Raw genomic sequence first — 305 nt, 5'->3', positions numbered from 1 at the left:
TCGACCTCGACCGGCATCAACTCGCTGTCCACCGGCCTCAGCTCGGCTAACAGCTCGGTTACGTCGTTGTCGTCTTCCACGTCGACCGGCCTCTCGTCGGCTAACAGCTCGATCACGTCGCTGTCGACTTCGACTTCGACCGGCATCAACTCGCTGTCCACCGGCCTCAGCTCGGCAAACAGCTCGGTTACGTCGCTTTCGACTTCCACGTCGACGGGTCTCTCCTCGGCTAATAGCTCGATCGGCTCTCTCTCGACCTCGACCTCGACCGGCATCAACTCGCTGTCCACCGGCCTCAGCTCGGC

The 305-nt window shown here is 62.3% G+C and carries 1 protein-coding gene; it reads right to left on the bottom strand.

The annotated features are described in order from the left end of the window. A partial coding sequence (locus H0X90_RS36125) for a hypothetical protein (protein ID WP_269065282.1) occupies window positions 1–305 on the bottom strand: 305 nt, incomplete at both ends.

The sequence above is a fragment of the Burkholderia sp. 9775_39 genome (genome assembly GCF_015712225.1).
Lineage (GTDB): Bacteria > Pseudomonadota > Gammaproteobacteria > Burkholderiales > Burkholderiaceae > Burkholderia > Burkholderia cenocepacia.
The sequence above is the reverse complement of the archived record's forward strand: the minus strand, read 5'-3'. Positions and strand labels throughout refer to the sequence as shown.